This window comes from Leptospira ainlahdjerensis (assembly GCF_016919175.1).
Taxonomy (GTDB): Bacteria; Spirochaetota; Leptospiria; order Leptospirales; family Leptospiraceae; genus Leptospira; species Leptospira ainlahdjerensis.
Genome location: NZ_JAFFPU010000031.1, coordinates 17,233 through 43,172, shown reverse-complemented (window position 1 = coordinate 43,172; position 25,940 = coordinate 17,233). Strand labels below are relative to the sequence as shown.

The 25,940-nt window shown below is 43.4% G+C and carries 20 protein-coding genes; 10 read left to right on the top strand and 10 right to left on the bottom strand.

Translation table 11 applies throughout. The features are described 5' to 3' along the window. Positions 1-63: 63 nt before the first annotated feature. Positions 64-2,073 carry an NADPH-dependent 2,4-dienoyl-CoA reductase gene (locus tag JWG45_RS08510; protein WP_205279339.1) on the bottom strand — a complete coding sequence of 670 codons (2,010 nt, stop codon included), beginning with the start codon at positions 2,071-2,073 and terminating at the stop codon, positions 64-66. Between the two features lie 302 nt (positions 2,074-2,375). On the opposite strand from JWG45_RS08510, the gene JWG45_RS08505 reads away from it, so the two are divergent. Then, positions 2,376-2,927: a DUF1564 domain-containing protein gene (locus tag JWG45_RS08505; protein ID WP_205279338.1), complete on the top strand. Its 552-nt coding sequence runs from the start codon at positions 2,376-2,378 to the stop codon at positions 2,925-2,927. Positions 2,928-2,932: 5 nt separating this feature from the next. Here the strand turns inward: JWG45_RS08505 and JWG45_RS08500 are convergent, their stop codons facing one another. Beyond that, positions 2,933-4,447: a 2-isopropylmalate synthase gene (locus tag JWG45_RS08500; RefSeq protein ID WP_205279337.1), complete on the bottom strand. Its 1,515-nt coding sequence runs from the start codon at positions 4,445-4,447 to the stop codon at positions 2,933-2,935. A gap of 110 nt (positions 4,448-4,557) precedes the next feature. Between JWG45_RS08500 and JWG45_RS08495 the strand changes: the two genes are divergently transcribed. Further along, positions 4,558-4,887, top strand: coding sequence for a hypothetical protein (locus tag JWG45_RS08495; RefSeq protein WP_205279336.1), 330 nt, complete (start codon positions 4,558-4,560; stop codon positions 4,885-4,887). An 11-nt stretch (positions 4,888-4,898) separates the two neighbouring features. Here the strand turns inward: JWG45_RS08495 and JWG45_RS08490 are convergent, their stop codons facing one another. Together JWG45_RS08490 and JWG45_RS08485 are read right to left on the bottom strand one after the other, a co-directional pair. Next, positions 4,899-5,396 carry a hypothetical protein gene (locus tag JWG45_RS08490; protein ID WP_232380592.1) on the bottom strand — a complete coding sequence of 166 codons (498 nt, stop codon included), beginning with the start codon at positions 5,394-5,396 and terminating at the stop codon, positions 4,899-4,901. A 108-nt stretch (positions 5,397-5,504) separates the two neighbouring features. Continuing rightward, positions 5,505-6,212 carry a queuosine precursor transporter gene (locus JWG45_RS08485; RefSeq protein WP_205279358.1) on the bottom strand — a complete coding sequence of 236 codons (708 nt, stop codon included), beginning with the start codon at positions 6,210-6,212 and terminating at the stop codon, positions 5,505-5,507. Between the two features lie 164 nt (positions 6,213-6,376). Between JWG45_RS08485 and JWG45_RS08480 the strand changes: the two genes are divergently transcribed. Next, positions 6,377-8,008 (top strand): glycosyl hydrolase family 18 protein, encoded by a 1,632-nt coding sequence (locus tag JWG45_RS08480; protein WP_205279334.1) that lies wholly within the window; start codon positions 6,377-6,379, stop codon positions 8,006-8,008. Further along, positions 7,989-8,945, top strand: coding sequence for an L-threonylcarbamoyladenylate synthase (locus JWG45_RS08475; protein WP_205279333.1), 957 nt, complete (start codon positions 7,989-7,991; stop codon positions 8,943-8,945). The genes JWG45_RS08480 and JWG45_RS08475 overlap by 20 nt, the downstream gene beginning before the upstream one ends. Here the strand turns inward: JWG45_RS08475 and JWG45_RS08470 are convergent, their stop codons facing one another. Next, the gene (locus JWG45_RS08470) at positions 8,946-10,697 is read right to left on the bottom strand and encodes a S49 family peptidase (protein ID WP_205279332.1); all 1,752 of its coding nucleotides are present in this window, start codon (positions 10,695-10,697) and stop codon (positions 8,946-8,948) included. It abuts the gene before it with no gap. Between the two features lie 110 nt (positions 10,698-10,807). Here JWG45_RS08470 and uvrA point away from each other — a divergent pair, with 110 nt between their 5' ends. Further along, complete coding sequence (uvrA, locus tag JWG45_RS08465; protein WP_205279331.1) at positions 10,808-13,645, top strand: excinuclease ABC subunit UvrA; 2,838 nt, start codon at positions 10,808-10,810, stop codon at positions 13,643-13,645. A 7-nt stretch (positions 13,646-13,652) separates the two neighbouring features. After that, complete coding sequence (locus JWG45_RS08460; protein ID WP_205279330.1) at positions 13,653-14,705, top strand: acyl-CoA dehydrogenase family protein; 1,053 nt, start codon at positions 13,653-13,655, stop codon at positions 14,703-14,705. A gap of 365 nt (positions 14,706-15,070) precedes the next feature. Here the strand turns inward: JWG45_RS08460 and JWG45_RS08455 are convergent, their stop codons facing one another. Both JWG45_RS08455 and JWG45_RS08450 read right to left on the bottom strand, forming a co-directional pair. Then, the gene (locus JWG45_RS08455; protein WP_205279329.1) at positions 15,071-16,036 is read right to left on the bottom strand and encodes a cation diffusion facilitator family transporter; all 966 of its coding nucleotides are present in this window, start codon (positions 16,034-16,036) and stop codon (positions 15,071-15,073) included. Further along, on the bottom strand, positions 16,036-17,058 hold the full coding sequence (locus JWG45_RS08450) for an OmpA family protein (RefSeq protein ID WP_205279328.1): 1,023 nt from the start codon (positions 17,056-17,058) through the stop codon (positions 16,036-16,038). Before JWG45_RS08450 ends, JWG45_RS08455 begins: the two co-directional genes overlap by 1 nt. A gap of 147 nt (positions 17,059-17,205) precedes the next feature. Here JWG45_RS08450 and mgtE point away from each other — a divergent pair, with 147 nt between their 5' ends. The 4 genes from mgtE to mgtA all read left to right on the top strand — a co-directional run bounded on the left by mgtE (position 17,206) and on the right by mgtA (position 24,392). Then, positions 17,206-18,597: a magnesium transporter gene (gene mgtE / locus JWG45_RS08445; protein WP_205279327.1), complete on the top strand. Its 1,392-nt coding sequence runs from the start codon at positions 17,206-17,208 to the stop codon at positions 18,595-18,597. An 82-nt stretch (positions 18,598-18,679) separates the two neighbouring features. Then, on the top strand, positions 18,680-19,336 hold the full coding sequence (locus JWG45_RS08440; protein WP_205279326.1) for an LA_2219 family laminin/E-cadherin/plasminogen-binding protein: 657 nt from the start codon (positions 18,680-18,682) through the stop codon (positions 19,334-19,336). Between the two features lie 363 nt (positions 19,337-19,699). After that, positions 19,700-21,742, top strand: coding sequence for a tRNA guanosine(34) transglycosylase Tgt (gene tgt, locus JWG45_RS08435; protein WP_205279325.1), 2,043 nt, complete (start codon positions 19,700-19,702; stop codon positions 21,740-21,742). Positions 21,743-21,848: 106 nt separating this feature from the next. Further along, positions 21,849-24,392 (top strand): magnesium-translocating P-type ATPase, encoded by a 2,544-nt coding sequence (gene mgtA / locus JWG45_RS08430; RefSeq protein WP_205279324.1) that lies wholly within the window; start codon positions 21,849-21,851, stop codon positions 24,390-24,392. 191 nt (positions 24,393-24,583) lie between these two features. Here mgtA and JWG45_RS08425 read toward each other — a convergent pair whose 3' ends face one another. The 3 genes from JWG45_RS08425 to JWG45_RS08415 all read right to left on the bottom strand — a co-directional run bounded on the left by JWG45_RS08425 (position 24,584) and on the right by JWG45_RS08415 (position 25,881). Continuing rightward, positions 24,584-24,820, bottom strand: a complete 237-nt coding sequence (locus JWG45_RS08425; RefSeq protein ID WP_205279323.1) for a hypothetical protein — start codon at positions 24,818-24,820, stop codon at positions 24,584-24,586. A gap of 298 nt (positions 24,821-25,118) precedes the next feature. After that, a complete protein-coding gene (locus JWG45_RS08420; RefSeq protein WP_205279322.1) occupies positions 25,119-25,670 on the bottom strand; it encodes an HdeD family acid-resistance protein in 552 nt (183 codons plus the stop codon). Positions 25,671-25,677: 7 nt separating this feature from the next. After that, a complete protein-coding gene (locus JWG45_RS08415) occupies positions 25,678-25,881 on the bottom strand; it encodes a YgaP family membrane protein (protein ID WP_408611616.1) in 204 nt (67 codons plus the stop codon). Positions 25,882-25,940 lie beyond the last annotated feature (59 nt).

The window sequence follows — 25,940 nt, the reverse complement described above, 5'->3', positions numbered from 1 at the left end:
ACAAACGGTTCCTGAATGTGTTCGGAGGAGAAGAGGCGAGCTAAAAAAAATATTTTTTTCGGTTTAGTTTACTCCGATTGTAAGCGCCGCTTCAAAACCTTCCAGCATCGCTCGTTTCGCATCGATTCCCGAAGCGTCCTTGGCTCCTCCGATGAGAAAGCTGGGAATATTCGAGACCTTTTGTTTGAATTCTTCATAAAGTGAAACTTCACTCAACTGTCCCGCGCAGAGAATGATGGAATCACATTCAATCGTGACGGGACCGTCTTTTTTGGTTTCTACGACCAAACCTTGGTCGGTAACTTCCTTATAACTCAAGGAGGTATAGAAGCCGACTTCTTTGGATTCCAATTCTTGAAGAAGGGCCCAAGCAGTCGTGGCCCCAAGTCCGGATCCAATTTTTCCCGATCTTCGGAAGATGGAAACTTTGCGATCGGATTTTTCGGGTTGGATCTGCGCTTTTGTATAAGACATTACATTGTATTTATGAAAGTAAGAATCGATCGTCGGAGCTTCTTCTTCCGTGAGTTTATGTGCGACGTCGCATCCGATTCCTCCACCTCCGATCACCGCTACTTTTTTACCGGGAATGAATTTTCCGGAAAGATAGTCCGCATAGGACGCGGTTTTCTTTTTTTCGATTCCGGGAAGGGAGAATTCTCTCGGTTTTACACCGGTCGCGAAGATCACTGCGTCCGGTTTTAGGGCGAGAATGCTGTCTAACGTAGCTTGATGGCCGAATCGGATTTCAACTCCAAGGTTTTTGAGTTCGTTTTTGAAATAACGAATCGTTTCGAAGAATTCAGATTTTCCGGGGATTTGGGCCGCGAGATTGAGTTGTCCTCCGATCTTATCCGATGCTTCTAAGACCGTAACTCTGTGTCCACGGATCGCGCTGATTCTAGCAGATTCAAGTCCTCCAGGGCCGGAGCCTATGATGACAACGTGCTTTTTCTCAGCGTTCTTTAATTTGCTGATTTCTAATTCGCGGTTGGCTGAGGGATTTACGAGACAAGATACCATCTGTTCTTTGAATGTGTGATCCAAGCAAGCCTGGTTGCAGGCGATACAAGTGTTGACTCTTTCTTCCTGATCCGCTTTGATCTTATTGAGAATTTCCGGATCCGCCAAAAAGGGTCGTGCCATACTCAGGATATCCGCTTCTTGATCCTTAAGAATTCGACTCATGGTTTCGGGCATGTTTACCCGGTTGGAAGCGATGATCGGTATGTCCTTGACTCTTTCTTTGATCTTTCCCGAAATTTTGGCCCAGGCCCCTCTGGGAACGAGCATGGAGATCGTGGGGATCCTGGATTCGTGCCAACCGATTCCGATGTTGAGTGCGTCGGCTCCGTGTTCTTTGAGTTTTTCTGCGAGTAGGACCACTTCCTCAAAGGTGGGATTGCCGGGGATAAGGTCGATGCCGGACATACGGTAGACAACCGGATAATCTTTGCCGACCTTTTTACGAACGTTTTTCATCACTTCTATGGCGAAGTTCATTCTTTTTTCGGGAGTTCCGCCGAAAAAATCTTCTCTCTGATTGGTGACGGAGGAGAAAAATTGATTCACCAAGTAACCTTCGCTTCCCATAATTTCAATTGCGCCGAATCCTACTTCTCTGGCTTTGAGGGCGGAATCTCCGAAATCCTCGATCGTTCTCCAAGCTTCTTCTTCGGTCAATGCCTTTGGGATAAATCGGTTGATGGGGGCTCGGAGCGCCGAAGGCGCGACGAGTTCTCTGTGATAGGCGTATCTTCCCGCATGAAAGAGTTGGGCGCAAAAAACTCCCTTCGGTTTGAGCGCGTTGGCTACGATTGAGAGTTCTTTGCAATCTTCCTCTTTTTGGAAATTAAAAAAGATATTGGATCCTTTCCCTTCTTGATTGACGGAGATTCCTCCGGTCGTAATAAAACAAGCTCCTCCGTCGAACCTTCTCCCGTAGAATGCGATCATTCTTTCCGCGGTCATTGGCATTCCTTCTAACCCTAAGTGCATGGAACCCATAATCACTCGATGGGGAAGGGTAATCGAACCGATTTGGATCGGTTGAAAAATTTCAGAATATTTCATAACTAACCTGTTTGTATAAAAAAAGAATCTTTGGTTTCTACCTTGAAAACGGACCCAAAAACGGGCAAGAGAATTCTTTGGTTTTGAGATTAGTTGGTTTGGGTTCAAACTAAATGTGGCTTCCGCTGGGTTGAAAAGATTAGGAAAATTTCCAGTTTGTTTGGATTCCGGTTTTGTGAAGAAAGGAAGAGAAGATTGTTTTCGTTTCCTTTCGGAAGCCTTGTTGTTCTTTTTTTTAGAATTTTTACTTTTTTTTTGATAGGATTCTTCCGCGCCTGATCTTAGGAGAACCGTCTTGAGATATGGAACTTCTCTCGTCTTACTCTCAGGGAAAAATTGAATCCGCTTTGATCGAAGGAGAAATGGGAACGGACTCGATTCTGATTCCTCTTTCTCATTGGAATACCCTGGATGTGGATGAGAGGAGAATTCTCTCGAGAAAGCTTCCCTATCTTTTGAGGAGATATACAAAGTATGTTGCTTCGATGAAGAGGCTTCACTGGAGGGCAGGGAAGATTCAGTATAATTGGGGTGCGGGAAAAATGAAAAAGATGAGTATTCGGGTGAATACGGGCGCGTGGGCGATGTTAGGTGCTTTAGCGGCAGCTCATGGAGTCTCGAGGTGTTTTTTGTTTAATTATATGCTATGGTTGGACGAGATTGGAGTCGGAGATTCTATCGTTGAAACTTTAAACCTAGGAGTTCCTAGGTTTCACGGGACATACCGAATGATCTGGACCTTAAATTTGGACGAAAATCGAATTTCCAGAGAACTCGATTTCGATCCAAACCCATTGGTAGGTTTTTTTTACCCATTTGCATTTCCTCCAAGCTATCCTAGTAAAAACTCCTAAAAATACTAAAGTCGATTCAGGGCCGAAATATAAGCTCTGGAACAAGCTTCAATGATATCCGTCGAGCTCCCTTTTCCGACGACTCTCTCTCCTTTGTATTCCAAAGTTACGGAGGCCTCCGCCATTGCGTCTTGTCCTTCGGTAACGGGCGAGATTACAAGCCGAGAAACATCCGGGTCCATCCCTGTTGTTTTTTGGATCGCCCTGTAGATTGCATCTACGGGACCATCTCCGGTTGCGGATTCTTCTCGGATATGACCGTCGATCGAAATTCTAACTCCTGCCGTTGGAGTACTCTTTGTCCCAGTCGAAACCGTAAAACCTTCCAGTTGATAACGATCCCCCGTGGACTTTCTTGTCTCGTCCGAAAAAAGAGCTCTTATGTCTTCGTCATAGATTTCTTTTTTTCTATCAGCGATTTCTAGGAATCTCTGGTAAGCTGCCTCCAACTCCTCCGTCTGGGGGGAAAAGCCGAGCTTTACGATCCGGTCTTTGAAACCAGCTCTTCCGCTGTGTCTTCCAAGAACCATTCGATTGGAAGAAAGCCCGACTGTTTCAGGTTTCATGATCTCGTAAGTTTCCCTATGTTTGATCACCCCATCTTGGTGAATTCCGGATTCGTGGGCGAAAGCGTTGGCACCGACGATAGCTTTGTTCGGTTGAACGAGCATTCCTGTGATCGTTTTTACAATATAAGAAGCGCGCGCAATTTCCTCGGTTTTGATTCGAGTCTGAATTCCTAACGTATCCTTTCGAGTTTTCATCGCCATTACTACTTCTTCCATCGCGGTATTTCCGGCTCTTTCTCCGATTCCATTGATCGTACATTCGATCTGGCGAGCCCCATTCTGAACGGCTGCTAAAGAATTCGCGGTTGCAAGTCCAAGGTCGTTGTGGCAGTGGGCTGAGAAAATCGCCTTTTCAGCGCCTCTCACATTCGTAATTAAAAATTTGAACAGATTCCCGTATTCCGCCGGGGTTGTATAACCGACCGTATCCGGAATGTTGATAGTCGTTGCTCCTGCATCGATCACGGCCTCACAAAGTTCTCTTAAGAATTCCGGTTCGCTCCTAGTCGCGTCTTCTGGAGAAAATTCTACGTCGTCCACAAATTCTCTACAGAGTTTAACCGCCTCGATCGCCATCTTCAAAACTTCTTTGGGTTCTTTTCCCAGTTTGAATTTCATGTGAATGGGGGAGGACGCAATGAATGTATGAATTCTTCTTTTTTTTGCGGGCAACAAAGCCTTGGACGCCGATTCGATGTCGGCCCTCATCGCCCTTGCGAGTGCAGCAATGATCGGACCAGGTGTTTCCCTTGCGATTCTTTCTACCGCTTGGAATTGAACGGGGGAAGAAATGGGAAACCCCGCTTCAATGATATCGACTTTCATCGTTGCGAGTTGGGCTGCGATCTCGAGTTTTTCATTCTCCGTCATTGCGGCTCCGGGGCATTGTTCTCCGTCCCGAAGGGTCGTATCAAAAATTCGAACGTAATCCTTTTGATCTTCTGTTGCCATCTTTTACTCGCAAAAAATTCTTCTTCCAGTTTTTTCGGTTTTACTCTTTAGACAACCAATTAAACAGGAAGAATCCGCATTCTTCTTTTTAGAATCCGGATTTGAAAACCATGCTCCAATTTTACGCTTCCAATTTCCAATCTTCCGATTGCTCCGTCTCGGCCAATCTTTACTCGGAACTTTTCGGTTTCAAGATCCGAAAAAACTCCCAGGCTCATTCCGAACTTTTTTGGGAGAATGGGGCCGTGCTAATTTTTAGTAAGGAATCCAAAAATTGCCCGGTCAGTCCTGGAACCTTAACCTTTCAGATTCAAAAAGAAGAATGGGAGAATTTAGAAATTCTTCTTTTGAGTCGCGGCTTTGCAAAGGAAACTCAGGATTTGAAATATTCTTCTGTTTTGGATCCTTGGAAGAATCGAATCTGGTTCTATTTCGAGTGAGAAAGAACGTCTCATTCTTGAAACTTTTTCTTTTTCAAATCGTAAACTGCTCGATACTTTTTTTCGGAAAGAGAGGTCAAATCCCTACAGTTTTCCAGGTCCCAATACGCATCCAAAACGATTTTTTGGTTCATTAAGAAAAACTGATATTTCATTCCGCACCGGTTTTTGTCTACCGTCCGATAGGACTTCCAAAAATCTTTATCCTCGAAGGGAAGAATCTGCTTCCAAAAAAGATCTTTTAGATCGGAACAATCAAATTCTTCATAAGCCGGAAATTCTCTCTCCAACATTTCCCGATCGATCTTAAAAAAATGAGTGTTGGAAGAAAAGAATCCGAACTCTTTTTTGCCGAAATAGACAAATTTTGAATCTTGGAACAGTTTGTAAGCGTTCACCATAATTTTTACATGTTTTCGATTTCGAATCCAGATTTGAAAAAATTCTTCTAAAGAAATAGAAGGAACCCGATCCAGATTCTCTCCTTTTTTCACCGATTCAAATGTCATTTCCGGTTTCGTAGCGCAAGAAAAAAGAATGAAAGCCGATAGAAGCAGAATCCCTGTCTTCAAAGTCAAAAAGAATTCGAATCGATCCGGATCCAAGGTTTGCCCGTTTCAACCCGGAGAAATCGGTTCCACGTCGGATCGACCGTCGTGCATGGCCGCCAAAATCATCTTTTCTGCGTCCGCACCCAAATACCAATCTATGAGTTTATGAGCTCCGTAGAGGATCGGTGTGATCGCGACCGCGACCCCGCATTTGTAAATAAAGTTGTTCGTAGAGATCTGGTTCAATTCTTCAAAGCTCAGCTTTCCACCGCTCAAGGCGATATAAATCACGACGAAGGAATCCACGAGCTGGGAAACGATTGTCGAACCGGTGGCTCGCAACCAGATAAACTTATTCTTCGTTTTGACCCGTATAAAGTGAAAGATCTGAATGTCTAAGAGTTGACCTATGATGTAGGCCACGATGGAACCTACGATGATCTTTCCTGAATTACCAAAGACGATGTGAAAGGAACGGTCATCCACAGGAGAATTGGGAGCCGCGGGGATCCACATAACCAACATTAAGAGGAAATAAGCGAGAAAGATCATCACCATCCCCACGAGCGTGGTAAAACGGACCCCCTTGCGACCATAGTATTCGTTCAATAGATCGGTTACGATAAACGTTATCGGAAACGGAATCACCCCGATCGTAAGCGTAAATCCGAAAGAGACAAAAAGTTTAGAACCCGTTACTTCAGCGAGAACCAGAAACGTGAGAAAGAATCCATTTAAGGCGATAAATAATTTCAAAGGTTTCGAAAGAGGCATAAGCTGTTTTTTCCCTTGCTCCTTGGATTTCGTCAACTTGTAAAAAGAACCATTTGACACTCCTCTCACCTCGAAATCTCTGGAAGAGGATCCTTGAATCCAAGACTGAAAGGAAACTTCTTTATTTTCCACGTCTATGATTCGATAATAAAACAGTTAACACAATGGCAAACGAACAAGAAGACAAACACAAAATTCCGGACGGACTCAGTCAACCGGTTCCATTCCCGAGAAATTCAGAACCTAAAAAGAAGATCTTATTTTATTCTCTGTCTTGGTTTTTATTATCCGTTCTCTCTTTCTCTTTAGGGATCAATCTTCTCAAAAAAGACAGCTCCACGATTGCAAAAACAGAAACGGTACGAGCCAGTTCCGTCGGAATCATGGACGGAATCCGAGATCTTTTCTTTATCAACAAACCTGTCAATCAGACTGAAGACACAAACTCAAACCCGGACTCAGATTCTTCTAAATCCGGTTTTTTCTCCTTTGGAAAAGACGACGGAGATATGCCGGAGGCGACCTTGCTTCCTATGGCGGATGAGAATACAACCTTTCGCGCATCCACTTGGTTTTCGGATTATGAAGCGATGAAAAAGACCGTTCATCTCTACAATGAAATCCATCCTTTTATCTATGGAATGAAGGGCCGCGAAACCAACAACGGTGATCTTTATTCCAGTTGGGGAAGTACTCAAAAGCACGAGCGTGTGGCGGAGCTCAAAAAACTTAACCCAAACGTAAAGATCATTCCCACCATTTTTCGTTGGGAAAACAAATACGAAAAGATTTCCGAGAACATCGGAATGAACGGACGTAACGATATCAGAGACAAACACCTCGGAAACATTCTTCATGAACTCGATACATACGGCTACGACGGAATCGATATCGACTACGAAGGGATGAGCTGCGAGAAAAAAGAAAAGTTCGAAGAATTCATAATCATCCTTTCCAAAGAAGTTCACAAACGCGGAAAAATTTTGTCAGTTGCGGTTCATCCGAAAACTCCCGCTAAAAAGGAAACCTTCAAAGCTTGCAAAGGCCTAAAAGAAAAAATCAAGATGGATTATGCAGAAAACTGGAGAGGGCCAATGACACACGACTACGCCTTTCTCGCAAAGTATGCGGATCGTATTAAGATTATGGCATACGAACTTCATCCTCGCAAATATAGAAATCCGGGACCGGGACCTCAGGCGCCGAACACTTGGATCAAAAGTATTATAGAATACGCAAAAGCAAGAGTTCCTTCTCGTCAGTTGTATATGGCGATCCCGACGTACGGTTACGACTGGGCTCTCAACTGTAACTCAAAGATCAAATCGGTTTATTATATGGACGCGGTTCGTAAAAAGGATTTGGGAGTTCACAGACAGCCGACTAACATCGATCAGATTATGGCCAATACAAAGAACTCAAGCACTTGGACCAATCTTTCCAAGTTTTCCTGGGTTCATACTGGAAAAACCTACGAAGATCCGAGCATTTGGTATAAATCCGAAGGTTGTGATCGAGTTGCGTTCTACATGAACCGAAAAGCCTTTGAAGACAAGATGAGTCTTTTGAGACAATACGATTTGGGCGGATTTTCCTTCTGGCAGTTGATCAGCGACAACGATCCTGGAATCAACGACTACCTCGAATTATTGGTTTCTAATAAACTTCCTCCTGTTGAAAAAATCAAAGAGCCGGTAAAAGATCCGAACGCTCCCGCAAAGGACGCTCAACAAACACCGGAAGAAGCAAACGCAAACCGCGAGCACGCGGAGAAAGTTGCCAGAAAACAAGGTTAACACTCTCATCACAGACTCTCCCTTGGAAGCGGCAAAAGTTTTGCTTCGGGGAGGGCTCGTCGTCTTTCCCACCGAAACCGTTTATGGAATCGGCGCTTCCGCCTTCGATCACAAAGCTTGTAGAAGAATTTACGAAGTAAAAAAAAGACCCTCCGATAATCCTCTCATTCTTCACGTTGAGAATAGCGCCGCCCTGAAAGCTTGTGCTTCCGTAAACCTGGCCGGCGAACTCGTCTTTCAAAAATTTTCACCGGGTGCGATTACGGGAATCTTTCCAAAAAAAGATCCGAACCTTTTTACCGCAGATCTGAAGACGGTCGCGGTACGAATTCCATCCAATCCAACGGCGCGTTCTTTTTTAGAATTTTGTAATGTTCCCGTCGCGGCCCCTTCGGCCAATCTTTCCGGAAAACCGTCCTTAACAAAAATGGAATATATCTTAGAGGAATTTTCCGGGAAGGTGGATTGTATTCTGAAAGGGGAAGAACCGAAGATAGGAATCGAATCCACTGTGATCGACTTTACGTCCGATCCGCCGATCCTGCTTCGTCCCGGATTTGTCGACTTTCAAGATCTGAAAGAAATTCTTCCGGAACTTCAAGTGTTGATATCGAAGGACAAAACGCAGAATGTTTCAACGGAAGCCCCGATCAGTCCCGGACTCAAATACAGGCACTACGCGCCGATTTGTAAGGTAATTCTAACGGAAAGTCTGGAGAACGTGCCTCAGGACGCGGCTCAGATCGGATTTCGATTTTATAAGGATGTCGCTTATCAAATTCAAGTTTTTACGAACGAAGACTATATGCAATTTCTCTATTCTTTTTTTGTGGAATGTGATCGGAAAAAAATCGCCGAAGCCTATTGTGAAATTCCGAAAGAAGGAAGAGGAAAGGAAGCCCTTTTGAATCGAATCACAAAGGCCGCCTCGAAATGATTATCCTTGAGTCCAAAACTTGGATCGAAATAGAATTTCACCTTCCGAAAAAAGAAATTTCTTTTTTAAAGTATCTTCCACGTTCGTAAGATTTTCATCCATCCAAGACGGAAGAATTCCATTCTTACCAAACCCCATCACGCTTAAAAAACTCGGTCTCAAAGATTTTATAAAACTCTGGAACGTAAAAAGGGTCGGAAGGTATTGTAGTTGAACTCGTTCCGTTTTGAGTTCTTGTTTGATATCCTCCACAAGTCCTAAAAAATCAGTGATGGAATCAATCATCTTGTCTTTAAGAAATTGACTCGCGGTAAAAACTCTTCCCTGACCGAATCTTTGATCCAATGTGGAAACTTGAATTTTTCGAGCTTCCGCCACACGTTTGTAAAATAGACCCTCAGATTCACGGATTTCCTGTTCCATGAGTTTTTTCGAATCCGAGTGGATCGGTCCGTATTCTGAAAGTAAATCTCTGTATTTATAGAATCCGACTCGATCCTTTGTTACGCCTAACTTAGAATACAGGTTTTTGAGATCCATTCGAAGGGAAATACTTCCGATACTCCCGACAATACTGTAAGGAGAAGAATAGATCTTTGAAGCCGCGCAGGAAAGATAATAACCTCCGCTCGCGGATACGTTCTGAACGTACGCGTAAACTATTTTTTTCTTGGATAACTTTAGGATTTCCTGATAGAGCAACTCCGAAACAAAGGCGGACCCTCCGGGAGAATCTACTTCCAGAATCACCGCCTTCACGGCGTTTTCCTCTCTGAGTTCTTTGAGGGCGTTTTTTACGGAGTGATACGAAATTCCTTCCGTCTTTCCTTCCCCTTTTCCCAAAGTATCATGGTGGATATTTCCTTTTAACGGAAGAACCGCCACGATCGGTTCTCGGCGAGAAAATACTTTAAAATTTCTTAATTTTGTAAATCGATATAAGGAAGAAAGAGTCAGTTCCTTTGTGATGGGTTTTTGTTTTTCTCCTTCGTTTGTATAAGCCTCGTAGAGAAAATTCTCCCGAAAGTCCTCTTCATTTAAGAATCCGGTAATGAACTTTCTTTCCTTCAAAACCTTTGCTGATAAAAAAGGTTCAGAGAATGTTTTTAACGAGAATTTCGTATAACGTTGAAAGAGATTCTCCAGATCCGTTGTCATCTGTTTGAGAAGAAATACCAGATTCTCCTTTGCCTTGGGAGAAAACTTATCCCTCTGAAAGGATTCTCCGAAGGATTTATAAGGACCGCTTTGAAAGGTCTCAACTTTGACTCCCCATTTTTTTCCGGCGTTCCCGAAAAAGAAGGATTCGGCCGATGGAAGAACCGGAAAAAATTCGGATGCCTCCGAACAGAATCGAGTATTACAAATTCCTAAAAGAAAGAGAGATTTGAGTCCTCCGGTTAAAGCGAAACCTTCGAGTTCGATACCGGATTCTTTCAAAATTTGAAGTCTTTCTCCGATGCTCAGCGTTTCTCCAAATCCGTATTCGGGTTGTTGTATCAGAATGGAAATTTTTTTCAAACCGGGGATTTGTGAGAGCAGTTTTAATTCCAATAAGAATTCGGTGAAAAAAAGATCCTCGTCTTTGGAGGAAAGTAGTCTCATAAAGAAAGACTTTCGGTAGTTTGAGAATTCGGAAGGAATCTCTAGAAAGTAGTGATTGCCTCGAAAGAATCGAAATCGAATCCAACGAACGAGTTGGAAAATCAGACGAACAGGTAAAAAGACGAATTTGAGAAAATTTCGAAACATGAAAGCCAGTATCGGAACCGGTTTCCTCTTGAAAAAGAAGAATTTGTTTTAGGAAAGGAGTTTTCAGATTTTCGCAAGCTATAAATTCTAAAAAGTGAGAGGGTAATTCATTGCAGGAAATTCGGATTCGGGGAGCGAGAGAGCATAACCTTAAAAATATCAACGTGGACATTCCCAGAGACAAACTCGTAGTCATCACGGGTTTATCCGGTTCGGGAAAATCCTCTCTTGCATTTGATACGATCTACGCGGAAGGCCAGAGAAGATACGTGGAAAGTTTATCCGCGTATGCAAGACAGTTCTTGGGTCAGATGGAAAAGCCGGATCTGGACCTCATCGAAGGTCTTTCTCCCGCGATCTCGATCGAACAAAAGACAACTCACAGAAATCCAAGGTCCACTGTAGGAACTGTAACAGAAATTTATGATTATCTCCGTTTGCTCTACGCTCGAGTCGGAAAACCTCATTGTCCCGAATGCGGAACTCCGATCCAATCCATGTCGATCGATCAGATCACGGCTAGGGTTCTTGCGTTTCCCCAAGGAAGTAAACTTCAGATCTTGGCGCCTCTTGTCTCCGGAAAAAAAGGAGAACACAAGGACGTTTTAGAAAAGATTCGTAAGGACGGATTCAATCGGGTGAGAATCAACGGAGAAATCCGAACCTTGGACGAAGAGATCGTCCTAAAGAAGAATTTTAAAACTTCCGTCGAAATCGTCGTGGATCGGATCGTGATGAAAGACGGAATCCGAAGCAGACTTGCCGATTCCGTAGAAACCGCTCTCAAACAATCAGAAGGAATCGTGATCTTAGACGACGGAACCAAGGACCACGTTCTTTCTCAGAAGATGGCCTGTCCGAACGGACACGATATCGGTTTTACCGAACTCACTCCTAGAATGTTTTCCTTCAATTCTCCTTATGGCGCCTGCGAGACCTGCGACGGTCTGGGAAGTTTATTGGAATTTGATGAAGATCTTCTCGTAAACGATCCGGAACTTTCCCTCGTCGACGGTTGTATCGAAGCCTGGGCCGGCTCTAAAAGCAACGGCTTTTGGTTTATGGCGACTCTCAAGTCCTTATCCGATTCTTTAAAATTTAAAATGAACACTCCATGGAAGGATCTTCCCGAAAAAACGAGACAGACCATTCTTCAGGGAGATAAAAGAATAAAAATTGAATATGATTTTCGAGGCGCGAACTCGCACTACGAATTTACGAAAGAATACGAGGGTGTGATTCCGAATCTTCAGAGGAGATACAAGGAAACAAAGTCGGATTCGATGCGTCAGTGGTTCGAATCCTATATGACCAATCATCCTTGTCCCACCTGCAAGGGAAAACGTCTCAAAAGAGAAAGTCTTTCGGTAAAGGTGCATAACGTTCCCGTGGACGAGTTTACTTCCTTTTCCATCGAAAGGGCCCTTCATTTTGTGGAGAATCTAAAGGTTGTCGGTTCCGAAGAAATCATCGCCAAACCGATCTTAAAGGAAATTCATCAGAGGCTGACTTTTTTGAACGACGTCGGTGTAGGATATCTTACACTCGAAAGAAGCGCCGGTTCTTTGTCCGGCGGGGAAGCGCAGAGGATTCGTCTCGCGACTCAGATTGGATCGAGGCTCATGGGAGTTCTCTATATCCTCGACGAACCTTCGATCGGTTTACACCAAAGGGACAATACAAAACTCATCGCCACTCTCAAAAATCTCAGAGATTTGGGAAACACGGTTCTCGTCGTGGAACACGACCACGAAACGATGGAAGAATCCGATTGGCTCATCGATATGGGGCCCGGCGCTGGAGTCCACGGTGGAATGATCGTTTGTGCGGGAACTCCGGAACATGTCGCTAAGGATAAAAATTCTCTCACCGGAAAATACCTTTCGGGAAGAATGACGATTCCAATTCCTGAAAAACTCAGAGACGGAAACGGCTTTCAACTTCAGATCATAGGAGCCAAAGAAAACAATCTCAAGAATATCGACGTAACGATTCCTCTCGGAAAGTTAGTCGTCGTTACCGGCGTTTCTGGATCCGGAAAATCCACTTTGATAAACGACATTCTCTATAACGCGGCCGCCCATAAGGTGATGAAGATGAAAACCTTGGCGGGAAAACATAAGACGATCAAAGGTTTTGAACAGATCGATAAGATCATCAACATCGACCAATCTCCGATCGGAAGGACACCTCGTTCCAATCCGGCGACTTATACGGGTCTTTTTACACCGATCCGAGAAATGTTTTCCAACCTCGAGGACGCAAAACTAAGAGGTTACGGCCCGGGAAGATTCAGCTTCAACGTAAGCGGCGGAAGATGTGAAACCTGCGAAGGCGACGGAATTCTTAAAATCGAGATGCACTTCCTTCCCGATGTTTACGTGACCTGCGAAGTCTGTAAAGGGAAACGATACAACCAAGAAACATTAGAAGTTCGTTATAAAGGGAAGAATATTTTCGACGTTCTGGAGATGACCATCGAAGACGCAAATCAATTCTTCGAGAACATTCCGATCGTAAAAAGAAAACTGGAAACTCTTATGGAAGTCGGGCTCGGTTATATCCGCCTAGGACAACCTGCGACCACATTCTCCGGAGGAGAAGCGCAAAGGATCAAACTCGCTACTGAACTTTCCAAAAGACCCACCGGGAAAACTTTGTATATTTTGGACGAGCCTACGACGGGGCTTCATTTCGAAGACGTTAGACATCTTTCCGTAGTACTTCATACGCTCGTCGATCGAGGAAATTCCATGATCGTGATCGAACACAATCTGGACGTAATCAAACAAGCCGATTGGTTGGTCGATATGGGACCCGAAGGCGGAGACGGAGGGGGGCTTGTCATCGCGGAAGGAACTCCAAAGGAAGTCGCGAAGGTAAAAAATTCCTATACCGGACAGTATCTTAAGAAAATCTTTGCATCCGATAAAAAGAAAACCGGCTGAGGTCTTTATGAATCTGAAAGAATTTCTCTCTTCCGTTCCATCCGAAGAGTATCGTAGCGTTTTTAGAAACGCACTTCCGTATTTGGTGGAAGAAGGATATTTCGACGCGATCCTCGGCGGTTCTTTTGAAACCTTTCATAAAAAGATTTTCACCCTCGGTTCTTATCCCAGGGGAATCGGGATCGGAATCGCGCTCATGGCGCAGACCAACGTAGCCGGAAAAATTCTAAAATTAGTTTCCGAAGGAATCACGAACGAAACCGAAACACAAAAGCTTCCCGATCGCGCAAGGACAATCGAGATCGTAAAAATTCTTCTTCAGGATGTTGGAACGGGGAAAAATATTATTTCTATGGGTGTGAGCGAATCCGGGTGGAAGGGAAGAATTTCGAACATCACGAGTTCTTACACGATCGAAGGAAATCGAATTCTTCTAAACCTCACAAAATCATTTTTGACCAATGGTGCGAACTGCAGCGGATTTTTTGTAGTAGCTAAATCTCCTCAGGACACCTACGACGTGATCTACGTTCCCTTAGAAACACCGGGTTTGGAAGTGGAACTTTTCGATTTGGAATACGCAAAAGAGGCGACCCATTGCAGATTGAAGGGTGAAAATTTATCCTTCCCTCCGGAGAATTTGATTTTTCTAAACTATCAGGGATATGCGCCCGAAATTCATCTATCGGAAATGCTTTCCGCCTCTGCGTTGTTCTGCGGGTATGTCGATCTGATTTTAAAAACTCTTCTCAGAGAAAAACGAGACAACGTCGATCCCAGGATCGCCGGTAAAATTCTGGATATTCAAGAATTATTATATTCTAAAATTTTGGAGATCTCGCGTAAAAAGGACAACGACCCGAGTTTTAGGATGGAGGAAGTTCATCCTTACGGTTACGAAACGTCCCTCGATCTCATTTATTCTTGGTTTACGGACTGCGTGAGTAGTGTGGAATTGACGAAGATGTTTCCGGATATCGGTCTTTTTTATTCCATTCACCCGGGCAAAACCCCGATTTACCAAAAAAATATTTTGAAAAAGATCAGAGCTCTTCGTTAAAGTTCGACTTGATTTTCTCTGAAACCTTCTTTTGCCGTTTGTATTCGGCAGGAAAGATTTCGAATTCCATTTTTAGAAGTAGAAAATTTCACAAAGCCGCTCCCCGCACATTGATTCTCAAACGAATCGAGATCTTTTTCAAAAATATAAATGATGGAACTCCAACGAAATCGAAAAGATTGACTGTGATTTGAAATTCATAAAACCAGGTCAGTGGATCTTGTATGTAGGAACTCACACAATGGATTGTGGTTTTCCAGAGGACCGGTTTTCTTTTTTTTGAGTTCTATGGACAATCTGCGAAGTTTCACACTTGCGGCTCGGATTTAGAAATAATTTCGAGATTCCTTCTAAAATTTAAAAACTCAATGATGATGGTGATGATGTCCGTGATGTCCCTTCTGAGGTCCGTGAGAATCACGAACCTCTAATGCACCGATTCTTTTTGTAAGTTCCGATTCTTCACACTGAACCGTCACAAAATCAATTCCAAATTCGGATTTGAGGATTTGCTGCGTTTGAAAAACGATTTCCCCCGAAGTTTTTAGATCCGTTACGGAAAGGCGCAGAGTACAAGCGTGAACTCCTCTTGTAATCGCCCAGAAATGATAATCCAGAATTTTTTGGATTCCGGAAATCTTTCTAAGGTGTTCCAGTATATGAGGAATATCGAATGTAGGAGGAGACGATTCCAAAAGAACAGAAAGGCTTTCGCCGAATATTCCCCAAGCGGAACGGAAGATCAGAACGGAAATCAAAATGGAAATCAAAGGATCGATCCAATTCCACTGCGTAAAATAGATCAGAATCGCGCCGAACAAAACTCCGGCCGTTGCGAGAAGGTCGCTTAGAACGTGAATATAAGCGGACTTGATATTGATGTTCTCTTTGCTAAAACGAAATAAAATCCAGGCGCTGATCAGATTCAAAACGATTCCGCTCGAACTAAAGATCAACATTCGAAGACTCAGGATTTCTTTTTGATTCTGAAATCGTTCGATCGCCTCATAAAAGATATAAATAGAAATTCCAAAAATCAAAATCGAATTCACGAGAGAAGTTAAAATTTCGATTCGATAATAGCCGAACGAAAACTTAGAATTCGGCTTTTGCGACGCGAGTAAAACCGCGATCAACGAAAGAGAAAGTGCGATCGCATCCGTGATGATATGGCCTGCATCCGCAAGAAGCGCGATACTTCCGCTCTGAATTCCTCCTACGACTTCAACGACAAAGATTGTAAGAGAAACAAAAATCGCCAAAAGAATGGATCGTTTCAGACCCTTTTCCTGGCTTCTTTCTACGTGGTGGAGTTGAAAAAAATCATCCATCAACGAGGAACAACTACGATATCGACTCTTCGGTTGAGAGCGCGGTTTTCCGGAGTATCGTTAGACACGATCGGTTGGAATTCTCCATAACCCGCAAGAGATAGATTTCTCGCGTCTAGGTTTTTATTTTCTAAAAAGTAATGCAGCACCGAAAGGGCTCTTTCTCCGGACAACTGCCAGTTGTCCGCGAACTTCTTGGTTCGGATCGGAACGTTGTCCGTATGTCCTTCGATGATGATCAGGTTTCCCGGATAATTCACAAGAATATCTTTGATCTTATCCAGAGCGGGAAGAATCGCTTTTTTGAGATCGGCCGATCCGGAATCAAAGGAGATTTTATCGTCGATATTGATCACGAGACGATTGTGGAATCGTTTGAGACGGATTTGACCCTTTTTGATTTCATCAGTCAGTTTGTTTTCCAATTCGTTGGCTTGTTCGGAAAGTCGATCCAATTCTTTCTTTTGATTTTCCGAAAGATTTTTGAGTTTGGAGATTTCATCGTTTAAGGAAAGGATTCTTGCTTCGAGATCGCCGATCTTTTTTTCGTATTCTTTCTGTAGACTTTCGGTCTTTTTTTGACAAGCGGCTCTTTCTTTTTCGAGTTCTTCCTTTAGATTCTCCAGGAGTTCCCGAAACTTTTTGGCTTGTCTTTCGTTTTCTTCGATCAGTTCCTTTTCTTTGTTGGTACTCTTGGCTTTTAAAACGGCGATCTGATTTTCAAGAGCCTTTATTTTCTCTTCGCTCAGGTCGTTGTCCTTCGATCTGAATTCTTTCTCCCTCGCCAATAATTCTTCTAACGAGCGAATTTTGGATTCTATATCCAGTTTTTCTTTTTTAAAATTTTCGGTTTCATTTCTGTATCTGGTTCTTAGGGAATCCAATTCGATTTCCAGGGCGATCTTCTCGTTGTAGACCTTGTTGTATTCCCAGGGATAATAGAATGTGTCCGCGGAAAGAGGGCGGATGGAGAGAAGAAGAACCAAGAATAAGAAGAAAGATTCGGTCAAAAACGATTTCATTGTAAAGACACCCTGTGTTTCTACGATGGAACAGTTTACGATCGGGTCAAATGAAAAACTCCTTTTTTGAAGTTCGGATGGAAATTCATTGATCGGTCTGGAAAGTTTTCAATCCTGTTCTTTGAAACCATTTCTCGGGGAGAATTTATGGAAGAAAAAGGAGCCGGTCAGAGTCTATTCTCGGAAAAAGCAAATCCGTCTTCTATGGAATGGATTGAATTCTTCCAAGAAAAAATCAAAGCCGCCGATGTTTCATTTTTAGATCGTTTTCTCACTCTCAATCACCCGGCTGACATTGCGGAAGTTTTGGAGAAGTTGGAAGAAGACGAAGCTTTTTCCGTTTTCAAACGTTGCGACTCCGAACTCCAGGGTTCGATTTTGGTGGAGTTTGACGAAGAATTTCAAGCAGACCTGATCTCTCGGTTTCAGATGAAGGAGATCTCTCCGATTCTTGAAAATTTAGAAACTGACGAACTTTCCAATTTGATCTCCGAATTTCCGAAGGATAAGGCGGAGGAAATTCTAAACTCCATCGATCAGGAAGATTCTTCTCAGGTTCGAAAACAACTTACCTTTCGAGAATATACGGCCGGACGTCTGATGAACACTGTATTCGCATCCGCCGTAGAAACCGATACGGTGAGAAAGGCGATCATCAAACTCAGAAAGATCGCAAGAGACACAGACGATATCTATCATCTCTATCTCACCGATGAGAATAACGTTCTCAAAGGTTATGTTAAACTGAAGAATTTATTCTTAGCTCCTCTCAATACAAAGGTAAGCCGTTTGATGAAAACCGGTTTCACCTCTCTTCACTACGATACGGATCAGGAAGAAGTCGCGAAAATTTTTCGAAAATATGATTTGGTTTCCGCAGCGGTCGTGGATGATTTGGGAAGAATTTTGGGAAGAATCACCGTGGACGACATTTTGGACATCGTTCACGAAGAGGCTTCGGAGGATATCCTCCGTTTGGGGGGAGTTTCCGAAGAGGAGAAGTTGACTTCTTCCGTTTTAACATCCGTTAGGCGAAGGATCGTCTGGCTTACGATCAATCTTGGAACCGCTTCTTTGGCGGCTTCCGTGGTTTCCTTTTTCGGCGACACGATCGAAAAATACGTCTTGCTCGCTTCCCTCATGCCGATCGTCGCGGGAATGGGTGGAAACGCTGGAACCCAGTCGATCACTCTGATCGTTCGAAATTTAGCGACGGGAGATCTGACCACCGAAAACTGGAAGTCGGCGATCCGAAAAGAAGGTTTAGTCGGACTTTTTAACGGGTTTATGGTGGGAATTATGGCCGGTGTGATCGTCTATCTTTTCACCGGAAATTTCGCGTTGTCCGCTGTGATGTTTATGGCCTTGCAGGCAAATCTTTTGATCGCCGCGGTAATCGGCACTTCCATTCCGTTGCTCCTTCGGGTGCTTGGAATCGATCCGGCCATCGCTTCTTCGATCTTTGTGACTACGTTTACGGACGTATTCGGTTTCTTTTGTTTTTTAGGACTGGCAACCATCTTTATTCATTTATTGTAATGTGGTATTCCGGATAAACGGAGGATGCAAAAGTGAGAATGAGTTATTTTAGAATAGAATTTAGTTTCGGAGAATAAAATCGATGTCGGGTATAAAAACAAAGTTCACATTTACAAAAATTATTCTGATCGTAGGGATCACTTGGAGCGGACTCGGAATCCTTTCCTGTTCGGCGGGAAATACGAAAACACCCGATGGAGAATCGGTTAAAACCGAGCCGGTTCCCAATCCGGCAGGAGAAAACGAAGTCGTTTTGGACGAGGAAGGAAAGGAAATTTCCTTGAATACGGGAGATCACCCCGCGTTTCTCAAACCTTCCAAGGATCCGCTGGAATACTTTCGAGTACATATTTCTAGCGACGGATATCAACTTCGTCAGCTTAGGGGTTCCAAACACATCAAACGAAAAGTGGACAAGGGAGGAGACGCGCTCATCAGCGAAGAATTGGTTCGTTATAATAAGATCAACTTTATCGACGACGGAATCATCATCGTCGTATTAAACGGAAATACCGGAGCCTTCGAGACGATCCGTTTTAATACGAGAGTTCCCAGAATCAACGATCTCGCAAAAATCGTACAAAACGACGTTACACGTTGGTCGATGGAACACTCGGAAGAAAAGCCCGTGGTGACAAAATTCCAAATTCATTATACACTGGAGCTTAAAAACAAAGTCGGTAGCAATCGCGACGCGGTGAAAGAAGAATTAAAAAAAGAAGTCATTCGTAGAAAGTGATACTTTTGGTTCTATCGATTCGGATATTTCGATCGTCGATGGAAACGGAGTTTATCTAAGATTCTTTGCTTTAAGATTCGAAAAGAAAATTACCGATGCGAACAGTGATATAGGTTTCGAATAAAGCAAAGTTTGTATGACTTAGAAAGATCCGATTCGATACGAACAAAACCCTTTTCTGCAAACGCACTTTGGAAAGCGATCGAACAAGGACAAAGAAGGTTTATCGCCTAAAATCGCTAAAGAAAATTTTAATCCTTTGTTTTCTGAGACCGTAAACTCCTTTCCTCTGCGGAGCGCCCATAAACGATGATCTAAAAATATATTTAGTCTCGTGCTAAAAGGTAAAAAATTCCTCCTAACATGTCTCGATTAAACTTCCTCCTCGAAGCCGAGGCTCCTCATTCCAATGCTCGCGCAGCGACGTTCACTACCTTACACGGGAAAGTGCAAACTCCTATCTTTATGCCCGTTGGAACCCAAGCCACAGTAAGAGCGCAGACGGTAGATTCTCTAAAGGCGATGGGTTCGAGAGTTCTTTTGGCGAACACATATCATCTTCTTCTAAGACCGGGTGCGGATGTGTTTCGTAAAATCGGCGGAATCCATAAATTTATGAATTGGGATTCTCCGGTGCTTACCGATTCGGGAGGATTTCAGATTTTTAGTCTTCCGAATTCCAGGAAGATGACCGAAGAAGGAGCTCTTTTTCGAAGTTACGTGGACGGAAAGATGATTCTTCTTTCCCCCGAACTCAGCATCGATATGCAGAAAGCGATCGGATCGGATATCATGATGGTCTTAGATCAGTGTATTCCGTCTACTTCCGATTATACGAAGGCAAAAGACGCGATGGAGATCACACATCGTTGGGCGAAACGTAGTCTGGACGCAAGAGGGGATTCTCCCCAGTCTTTGTTCGGAATTGTTCAAGGCGCTTGTTTTCCCGATCTTAGAAAACAAAGCGCAAATATTCTGACACAGATACCTTTTGACGGTTTTGCGATCGGAGGTCTGGCAGTCGGAGAAACAAAAGAGGAAAGAAACGATTTCTGCGAACTCTCGGCATCTTTACTTCCGAAAAATCTTCCTCGTTATTTGATGGGTGTTGGAACTCCTATCGATCTTTTAGAGGCGGTTCACAGAGGTGTGGATATGTTTGATTGTACGATTCCGACTGAACTCGCTCAACACGGAGTCGCTTATACAAGCGTTGGAAAATTACAACTCCACAGAACCATTTATAAGTTCGAGGATTCTAAACTTGATGAAAACTGCGATTGTCCTTGTTGTCGAAATTATTCCCGTTCTTATCTTCATCACCTGATCAAAACGAGTGAAATTTTAGGATGGCATCTGATTGCGATGCATAATCTGAATTTTTACCATCGCCTCATGGCGGAAATGCGCGCTCATATCTTTGAAGGGAATTTTTCTTCTTACTATTCACACAAAAAGGAAGAACTGATTCGAAGCGACAACGTAGATCCATCCTTACACAAAAAAAGAACTCCAAAAGCTCAGAGAAAAAGAATCCTCGGAGACTATGAGATTCGAGAAAACAAAGAAGGAAGGTACTGGAGCGTTCGTCAGAGAAGTTCCGGCGAAACTATGCATTCGGTGAACAATCCTTCCCAAGAAGCTAAGTTGCTTTATGTCGAACAGTCAAAACTTTCGGAAAAACTTTCCAAGCGGAACGAATCCCCTTATTCATCCGAGTCCGTTCAAACCTTCGTGATTTGGGATGTTGGTTTGGGCGCGGCAACAAATTCAATGGCGGCGATCCGTTGCTGGGAAGAATTAGATTCCCCCGCCGCTATGAATATGATCAGTTTTGAATGTGATTTGGATCCATTTCGTCTCGCCATGAGAAATATCGGATGTTTTCCTCATCTATTTCATAAGGCTCCAAGAGCGATTCTGGATAAAGAAAGTTGGATCTCTCCTGAAAAAAATCTAAGTTGGAATCTGGTCTTTGGCGACTTTGCACAAACCTATCAAACTCAAAAAGTTCCAGATTTGATCTTTTATGATCCGTTCTCTTTCAAAACGGATTCGAAACTTTGGGAGGCAGATTTTCTAAAAGAACTTTTTCGATTCTTACGGGGCGATTCTAAAAATACGATGCTCGTCACGTATTCGGCTTCTACGGCGGTGCGTTCTTCATTTCTCTACGCTGGTTTTTGGGTAGGGAAGGGAAGGGGAACCGGACCCAAATCGGAAACGACGGTCGCTTACACAAAACGACCCGAAAGCGAAGAGGAGATTTCACAACTTCTCGGAGACGAATGGTTGCGAAGAAGAGAAAGAAGTCACGCGCGTTTTAGAGAAGGATGGAACGAGGAAGAAAATCAAACTTGGGAAAAAACGATTCTCTCTCATCCTCAATTTTTTACTTCGGTTTAACACAACTTTGGTTTCCATTTTTAGCTTTCCAAGTTCGATCGTTTCTAAAATTCTAATATAGATCCTTTGGATCAAATGTTGAGAATCGAAATCGAGAAAGACAAAAATGGCTAAAAACAAAGAAGAGACTCAAAATCCTTTATTCAATTTTTGGAATTTATCCCCTGAGGACTGTTTGGGCCGTCTGAGGACAACTCCTTCCGGCTTATCCGAATCGGAGGCGAAGCGTAGAATTTTACAATTCGGTTCCAATCGTTTGAATAAGAACAAGGATACGGGAAACGTCTCCTTGTTCTTCTCCCAATTCAAAAGCCCGATCATTCTTCTTTTATTTTTTGCGGCCGGTCTTTCGATCATTGTCCGCGATTCCACGGAAGCAATCATCATCCTCGGAATCGTTTTGATCAGCGGGGTGCTCGGTTTTTGGCAGGAACTTGGTGCTAAGAATGCGATTTCAAAACTTCTCGCGATGGTACAAGTAAACGTCTGTGTTTTCCGGGATAACGTCCTAAAGGAAATATCCACCGAGAACGTTGTTCCAGGGGATATTCTTAATCTAAACGCGGGCAACGTGATTCCCGCAGACTGCCTTATTTTGGAATCCAAAGACTTGTTCGTGGACGAAGCGACGCTCACTGGAGAAACCTTTCCTGCCGAAAAGAACGCAAAAATAGCCGCGACAGATTTGGCATTTTCCAAAAGGACGAATTCCCTTTGGATGGGAACCCACGTGATCAGCGGAGAAGCGAAAGCGATCGTGGTCAAAACCGGAAAAGATACGGAGTTTGGAAAAATTTCAGAGAGGCTAAAACTAAGGCCCTTGGAAAACGAGTTCGAAGCCGGAGTCCGTAAATTCGGTTTTTTTCTTCTTCATATCACTTTACTTTTAGTGATTACGATTTTTGTGATCAACGTGTTGCTCGCGCGTTCCGTCTTGGATTCTTTTTTATTTTCATTGGCATTGGCGGTTGGACTGACTCCACAGCTTCTCCCGGCTATCATCAGTATCAATCTTTCTCACGGGGCCAAAAGAATGGCTGAGAAAAAAGTAATCGTCAAACGACTGACTGCAATCGAAAACTTCGGGAACATGAACATCATCTGTTCGGATAAGACCGGAACTCTGACGGAAGGAACCGTAAAGTTACAATCCGCGATGGATATTTTAGGAAAACAAAACGAAGAAGTCGCTCTTTACGCCTTTCTAAACGCTTCTTTTGAAACCGGTTTTATCAACGCTGTGGACGAATCGATTCGGAAGGATCTTCGGTTTGATATATCCGAATACAAAAAAGAGGACGAAATCCCCTATGACTTTCTTAGAAAGTGCCTGAGCATCGTCGTCTCAAACGGAGAGGGACATACGATGATCACCAAAGGAGCCCTGACAAATGTCCTTTCCATTTGTAGTTTTGTGAAAACGAGCGCGGAGAAACCTGTCGAAATCGATTCCGTAAAAGATTCAATTCTAAAACTCTATGAGGAACTCAGCGCCCAAGGTTATAGAACTTTGGGAATCGCGATAAAAGAACTCGGCGCCGTTTCCAAAATTAATAAATTAGAAGAACAGAATATGACTTTTCTAGGACTTTTATCATTTTACGATCCTCCGAAGAAGGACGTCGCGAAAACCATAGCAGAGTTAAACCGTCTCGGTGTATCCCTTAAAGTGATCACCGGTGACAATCGATTTGTCGCTGAAAGTCTTTGTTCTCGAATCGGAATGGACAGACACAGAACTCTCTGCGGTCCCGAATTGAATTCGATCAGCGATGAGGCTTTGATTCATTTGGTAGGAAACATAGATGTTTTTGCGGAGATAGAACCCAATAGTAAGGAAAGAATCATCATCGCGCTTAAAAAGGCGGGTAACGTAGTCGGTTATATAGGAGACGGAATCAACGACGTATCCGCTCTTCATTCCGCCGACGTCGGGATTTCAGTTGAGACAGCGGTGGACGTGGCAAAAAACGCAGCCGATATCGTTCTTCTTGAGAAAGATTTGGAAGTTTTGGTGGATGGGGTCGAGGAAGGAAGGGTTACCTTCGCCAATACTCTAAAATACGTTTTTATGGCAACGAGCGCAAACTTCGGAAATATGTTTAGTATGGCGGGAGTTTCACTTTTTCTGCCGTTTCTACCACTATTGCCAAAGCAGATCTTACTCACTAATTTTTTGACCGATTTTCCAGAGATGACTATCGCGACCGATCGTGTGGATTCGGAGATGGTCGCCGCTCCGAAAAGGTGGGACATAGCCGCGATTCGAAAATTCATGATTGTCTTTGGTCTTGTGAGTTCCTTTTTTGATTACCTTACCTTTGGAATCTTATACTGGGTTTTGAAAGTAAGCCATGAGCAGTTTAGAACCGGTTGGTTTATAGAATCCGTCGTTTCCGCTTCCCTGATCGTCCTTGTGATTCGAACACGAAATCCGTTTTATAAAAGTCGTCCGAGTAAAACCCTTTTGGCGGCGACCTTTGCAGTAATCGGAATTACTTTAGCGATTCCTTATGCTCCAATGGCATCGATTTTCGGACTCGTTCCGTTGCCCTTAGAGTTTTTAAGCCTTTTGTTTGGTATCATTTTGCTTTACATCAGTGTCGCTGAAATCGCAAAACGTAGATTTTATAAAAGGGTGCAAATTTAAATTCAAAGATAAATCGGATCGAAATGGAAAAAATTCCAGAGAGAAAAATCGTTTTTGAAACGAGGAGAAAACGAACTAACGATCACTCGGATTTAAAGATTCATTTTTTATCCGAGCCCGAATATTTTTCCGAAAAAGATACTCGCGCCGTTCTCCAAATGCAAGGACCTTATTCGAAAGTATTTTGATTCTCAAGAGAAGTCAGTCGTAATTCCGTAGCGTAGATCCAGACAGTTCCTAGGAAGGTTATGCAAGATTTGGGTGAGGCGCGCCGCTTTCAAGGTGGAGGTCTTAAGAAAATCCGTCGGAACTCCGACAACTCTTCCGTAAAAGTCGCGCGCCCCGCCCGATTTTCGGGTGGAGGGGTGGGTGGCGGAAAAAACCACGGTGGACTTTCCTGTATCATAAAATTCTAATTTTGCGAGCACAAATTCCAGCGTAGGAGCTCCTACAAAAAACCTTGTCTCGAGACGATTCTCGCTGTATTTCCTCTCAACTCGTGGCTAAGGTTATGCGATACTTGGGTGGGGGCAAAAAAACAACGGCGGACTTTTCTATATCAGAAAATTCTAATTTTGCATGTCAAAAGTCCTCCCTCCGTAAGACCTCCTACGGAGCTTCGATTTCAAAATGATTATCCGATCCTCGTTACAATTCCTCTAAACTCATAGGCAAGGAGCGCCTCATCTCGAAACGGGTTCCGGGCAAACACGAAGGAGCTATTTTTTAAGAAGAAGATCTTTCTTCTTCCCATTCTTTCCAACCCAAATATACATTTCCGATTCCCGATATTAAAAAGCCGGTCCCGGTCCAGATCAGAATTGTAAAAATTCCTAAAATCGGAAAGAATAAAATGGCGATCGCGAAAAGGAAGGTCGCAATTCCTAAGGCCATCGTCCATCCCCAAGGATAAGACTTGAATACACGAATGTCCATGGAAAAGGATATCAGGGAAGACGCTCGAAAGATCAATAAAAATCCAAAGATAAACGGAAGGGTGACCACGGTGATCTCGGGATGCAGGACGAGAATCGCTCCCACAATTAAATCAAAGATTCCTAATACAAGATTCCAACCTAAGATTCCCGGACTTTTACGGTTGTAAAAAGCAAAAAGAATCTGGGCCACTCCCGTCACCGCGAGAATTACGGAGAATAGAAGTGCAAGCCCCAGATAACTTTGTCTTGGAAAAAAAATAGTAAAAGCGCCGGCCCCAATCCAAATCAGTCCGACCAGGATATGAAGCCACCAGTGTTTCGTGTCTTTGAAAATGCTCATCGTAACGTTATTTTTTTACAGGGCAGGTGCTGATTCCCAAAAGGGAATAAAGCGGGCACCAACCAACAACTCCCGTTGCGATCGGAATCAGTCCAAATACGGAAATTCCGGTTCCAAGCAAACCTTGCGTCATAAATCCGAGAACCACCAAACCGAGACCGACTACGATTCTTGCAATTCTGTCGATATTTCCTTCATTTGTTTTCATCATTCTATCTCCGTTAAAAATTGATCCACTCATCCTAAACCTGATTTCTGAGAATGGAATCG

What these genes read in the sequence shown, in the direction of transcription:
- JWG45_RS08490 (WP_232380592.1), bottom strand. Translation starts at nt 5,396, where the DNA reads ATGACATTTGAATCGGTGAAAAAAGGAGAGAATCTGGATCGGGTTCCT.
- JWG45_RS08420 (WP_205279322.1), bottom strand. Translation starts at nt 25,670, where the DNA reads ATGAGCATTTTCAAAGACACGAAACACTGGTGGCTTCATATCCTGGTC.
- mgtE (WP_205279327.1), top strand. Translation starts at nt 17,206, where the DNA reads ATGGAAGAAAAAGGAGCCGGTCAGAGTCTATTCTCGGAAAAAGCAAAT.
- tgt (WP_205279325.1), top strand. Translation starts at nt 19,700, where the DNA reads ATGTCTCGATTAAACTTCCTCCTCGAAGCCGAGGCTCCTCATTCCAAT.
- mgtA (WP_205279324.1), top strand. Translation starts at nt 21,849, where the DNA reads ATGGCTAAAAACAAAGAAGAGACTCAAAATCCTTTATTCAATTTTTGG.
- JWG45_RS08500 (WP_205279337.1), bottom strand. Translation starts at nt 4,447, where the DNA reads ATGGCAACAGAAGATCAAAAGGATTACGTTCGAATTTTTGATACGACC.
- JWG45_RS08510 (WP_205279339.1), bottom strand. Translation starts at nt 2,073, where the DNA reads ATGAAATATTCTGAAATTTTTCAACCGATCCAAATCGGTTCGATTACC.
- JWG45_RS08495 (WP_205279336.1), top strand. Translation starts at nt 4,558, where the DNA reads ATGCTCCAATTTTACGCTTCCAATTTCCAATCTTCCGATTGCTCCGTC.
- JWG45_RS08455 (WP_205279329.1), bottom strand. Translation starts at nt 16,036, where the DNA reads ATGGATGATTTTTTTCAACTCCACCACGTAGAAAGAAGCCAGGAAAAG.
- JWG45_RS08440 (WP_205279326.1), top strand. Translation starts at nt 18,680, where the DNA reads ATGTCGGGTATAAAAACAAAGTTCACATTTACAAAAATTATTCTGATC.
- JWG45_RS08485 (WP_205279358.1), bottom strand. Translation starts at nt 6,212, where the DNA reads ATGCCTCTTTCGAAACCTTTGAAATTATTTATCGCCTTAAATGGATTC.
- JWG45_RS08460 (WP_205279330.1), top strand. Translation starts at nt 13,653, where the DNA reads ATGAATCTGAAAGAATTTCTCTCTTCCGTTCCATCCGAAGAGTATCGT.
- JWG45_RS08415 (WP_408611616.1), bottom strand. Translation starts at nt 25,881, where the DNA reads ATGATGAAAACAAATGAAGGAAATATCGACAGAATTGCAAGAATCGTA.
- JWG45_RS08450 (WP_205279328.1), bottom strand. Translation starts at nt 17,058, where the DNA reads ATGAAATCGTTTTTGACCGAATCTTTCTTCTTATTCTTGGTTCTTCTT.
- JWG45_RS08470 (WP_205279332.1), bottom strand. Translation starts at nt 10,697, where the DNA reads ATGTTTCGAAATTTTCTCAAATTCGTCTTTTTACCTGTTCGTCTGATT.
- JWG45_RS08505 (WP_205279338.1), top strand. Translation starts at nt 2,376, where the DNA reads ATGGAACTTCTCTCGTCTTACTCTCAGGGAAAAATTGAATCCGCTTTG.
- JWG45_RS08480 (WP_205279334.1), top strand. Translation starts at nt 6,377, where the DNA reads ATGGCAAACGAACAAGAAGACAAACACAAAATTCCGGACGGACTCAGT.